4 protein-coding genes are annotated in these 3,491 nt (G+C 33.1%); all 4 read right to left on the bottom strand.

Features of this window, described 5'->3' with window-relative positions:
- Positions 1-292: 292 nt before the first annotated feature.
- Positions 293-1,282, bottom strand: coding sequence for a tagatose-bisphosphate aldolase (gene lacD / locus ACTHW2_RS12130; protein WP_442264173.1), 990 nt, complete (start codon positions 1,280-1,282; stop codon positions 293-295).
- Between the two features lie 28 nt (positions 1,283-1,310).
- Positions 1,311-1,754 (bottom strand): PTS sugar transporter subunit IIA, encoded by a 444-nt coding sequence (locus ACTHW2_RS12125; RefSeq protein ID WP_407095079.1) that lies wholly within the window; start codon positions 1,752-1,754, stop codon positions 1,311-1,313.
- A gap of 12 nt (positions 1,755-1,766) precedes the next feature.
- On the bottom strand, positions 1,767-3,170 hold the full coding sequence (locus ACTHW2_RS12120) for a PTS fructose transporter subunit IIC (protein ID WP_407089689.1): 1,404 nt from the start codon (positions 3,168-3,170) through the stop codon (positions 1,767-1,769).
- A 3-nt stretch (positions 3,171-3,173) separates the two neighbouring features.
- On the bottom strand, positions 3,174-3,491 hold a 318-nt coding region (locus ACTHW2_RS12115; protein ID WP_442264172.1), incomplete at its 5' end, for a PfkB family carbohydrate kinase.

Genomic DNA, 3,491 nt, shown 5'->3' with positions numbered 1-3,491 from the left:
TGTGTTTTAAATAATCATTGTTCATAAGAATATAAGCTAACAAAATAACAATTGCAGCTCGCTCAAACAAAATTAACGCTAGCACCGTATATCAACTCCTTGACTCAATATAAATAAATTATATCACATTAAAAATGCTAGCGAGAGATAGGTTGTTTGTGATTTCTATGAGGCGTAAAAAAGCCATGAGCAACGAAGCTCATAGCTGAATATGGTGATGTTATTTGAATAGTGCGGTTTTTACTTCATGTAAATCTCTTGTATTGTGTATGTAATATATACAATCATTCGATTATTTCACTAATACTTTATCTTTCCATGAAACTGCATGTTGATTCAACACTTGATTTAATTCTTCAATATTATTTTTTCCTGTCGTTTGTAACCAAGTATTGGTCTCTGTATATTCTGAATCTGTTTCTGCCGCAAAAATATCAGTGGATTCTTTCCAAGTTGCACGGCCACACAGTACTCCATTAAAGGTAGACTCTGATTCACCTGCTAATTTTATCGTTTCTTGGAATAACTGCGCAGAAACACCGGCACTTAAGAAAATAAATGGTAGATGTGTTTTTTCAGATTGTTCTTTAAATAAACGCTTTGCTTCTTCTTTAGAATATAAGATTTCATCATCATTACCATACCCTTCAACATAATTCATGTTAACCGGTACTTCAACTTTTAAAACATCTACTTTATAACGAGGATCCGAGAATAATTCCATGGCACTATTTACCTTATGAGGTTTTACTTCTGCATATTCCCTACTTTTTACATCTTGGATTTTTGTATCATATGTTAATATCTCTAAAAAGTATGGAATGTTTTCTGCATCGCATTCTGATCCTACACGTTCAACAGAGGCATGTTTGATATTATTTATTTCTTTACTAGCATCAATATCATAATATAATAAAATTTTTACAGCATCTGCGCCAGCTTCTTTTATTCTTAATGCTGACCAATTGTCTAATAAGTCCGGATATCTCTCTTCAGATGAGGCATCATATCCTGTTTCTTCATAAGCGAGAATTAAACCTGCATTCTTATCACGTACCTCTGTTGCAGGCAATCCATATTCAGGATCTAATAGAATTGATGATGAAAAAGGTGTCAAATTTTTTGATATCATCTTTTTAAACTCTTCAATTGTTGAATCATCTTCGCTACCTAGCATCTTCTTCAATGATCCTCGTTGATCAATAGCAAGTGCTGAAATCACTGAATTTTCATTTGACAATGCGACTAATTTATCATATTTTTCTTCGCTAATATTTAACATACTTCTCTCCTTAACAACTTAAAAAGTTTTAATTAATATTATTTAAAAGTACTTCTTTTATTTTATCGACAGAATCAGATTTTTTTAATTTTTCTTTTGCATCTGATTTCATTAACATCTTAGCAATTTGTGATAATAAATTTAAATGACCTGAACCTTTTTCATTTTCAGGAATAAACATACCTATAATAAAGTCTATATCTTCACCATCCATTGATTCCCAACTAATCCCATGGTCATTTTTAATTACTATTACACTCACATTATTTATGTTTTCAGATTTAGCATGTGGAATAGCAAAACCATCCATCATCCCTGTTGTTCCTTGATTTTCTCTATTATTTAATTCATCAAATACTGCTTTTTTAGAATCACTTATATTAAACTCTTCACAAGTTTCAGCTAAAAACTCGAATACTTGACCTTTCGTTTCAAATTTTTTATTTAAAAATATTAGTTCTTCTTTTATCAAATTATTCACTCCTTAATTGCTAATAATTCGTTTATTATAATCTCTTTTTTTAATTAATCCTAACATTACTCCCCCAACTACTGATCCTATTAGTATGGCAAATACCCATTGCACACCATGTGTTACTACAGGAAGTACTAAAAATCCACCATGTGGAGCGGGAACTTGAACTTGAAATAAGTAGGTGATAATTGCAGCTACAGATGAACCTAGCATAATAGAAGGTAAATTTAATAACGGATTACTTGCAGCAAATGGAATTGCACCTTCAGTTATGTGTGTTGACCCTAAAATCAAATTAACATAACCCGCATTTCTTTCCTCTTTAGAATAGTATTTACCGAATAAGAGCACAGCAACAGTTGTCATCAATGGAGGGGCTATACATGCTGCTGATACTCCGGCCATAAAAGTATAGTTTCCTTGACCTAAAAGTAAAGTTCCTGTTACATATGCAGCTTTATTTACAGGTCCTCCCATATCAAACCCTGACATACAACCAACAATTAATCCTAGTAGTAACGGATTTGATCCTTCTACACTTGCCAGGAAACTCATCATTCCTTCATTAACACTAGCAATTGGTCCTCCTGTTGAAAACACTATAATACCTATCAAGAATACACCTAAAACTGGATATAAAAATATAGCTTTAAGTCCATCTAAAGATTTAGGCAATTTTTCGAATAGTTTAGCTAACAAAATTATTATTAGTCCACCTAAGAAACCTGAAAGAATTCCTCCTAAGAATCCTGACCCTGTTTCATTAGCTATCAACCCGCCAACAAAACCAACTACTAAACCTGGTCTTTTGGCAATACTCTCAGCAATATATGCAGAAAATACTGGTACCATTAGTCCCATAGACAAGCCACCGATTTGATTTAAAGTAGCTGCAAATGCATTATATTGCTCACTATTAGGATCAGCAGAATAAATCCCCCAAAGAAATGAAACTGCGGTCAAAACTCCTCCCCCTACTACAAATGGTAGCATATGAGAAACACCATTCATTAGGTGTTTATAAATTTTTCTTCCTAAAGTTTCGTCATTTTCAGTATTTTCATCAGTATCAGACTTATAATTGTCACCTTTAAGAATCTTACCTTCTCCACTTAATGCCTTTTCAATTAAATTATCAGCTTCTTTTATTCCTTTACCAACTGATACAGATATTACTCTCTTTCCTGCAAATCTTTCAGCTTGAACATCTTTATCTGATGCAATTATTACCACATCGGCTTCTTTAATCTCTGAGGGCGTTAATTCATTTTCTATTCCAACTTGTCCATGTGTTTCTACTTTTATAGGTACTCCCCTTTTTTTAGCGGCCTGCTCCAAAGCTTCTTGTGCCATATATGTATGCGCTATCCCTGTTGGACATCCTGTAGCAGCAATTATTTTGTATTTTTCCATTTTTTATTCCTCCACTATTTTTTCGATTTTTATCTGCTTTAATAATTCCGGTACGTCTATAAAATCTGTTAACCCTGGTGAAAATGCTGTTGAGCTACCTGCTGCTACTGCAAATGCTAGTGCATCTTCTACTAACTCTCCATTTAATCTTTTTGCTACAAAACTCCCTAATAAAGTATCTCCCGAGCATGCTGTATTTACAACATTCCCTTGAGGTGCATTCACTTTAAATGCTGAATTATCATTAACATACATTGCTCCATCAGATCCTAAGGACAATAAGACACTCTTAGCTCCTTTCTTTATCAAGTCTTTACACAC

Source organism: Tissierella sp. (assembly GCF_052089545.1).
GTDB lineage: Bacteria > Bacillota > Clostridia > Tissierellales > Tissierellaceae > Tissierella_A.
The sequence above is the reverse complement of the archived record's forward strand: the minus strand, read 5'-3'. Positions and strand labels throughout refer to the sequence as shown.

Bases quoted from the DNA above. Each gene is read 5' to 3' on its own strand.
- lacD (WP_442264173.1), bottom strand. From the start codon at position 1,282: ATGTTAAATATTAGCGAAGAAAAATATGATAAATTAGTCGCATTGTCA.
- ACTHW2_RS12120 (WP_407089689.1), bottom strand. From the start codon at position 3,170: ATGGAAAAATACAAAATAATTGCTGCTACAGGATGTCCAACAGGGATA.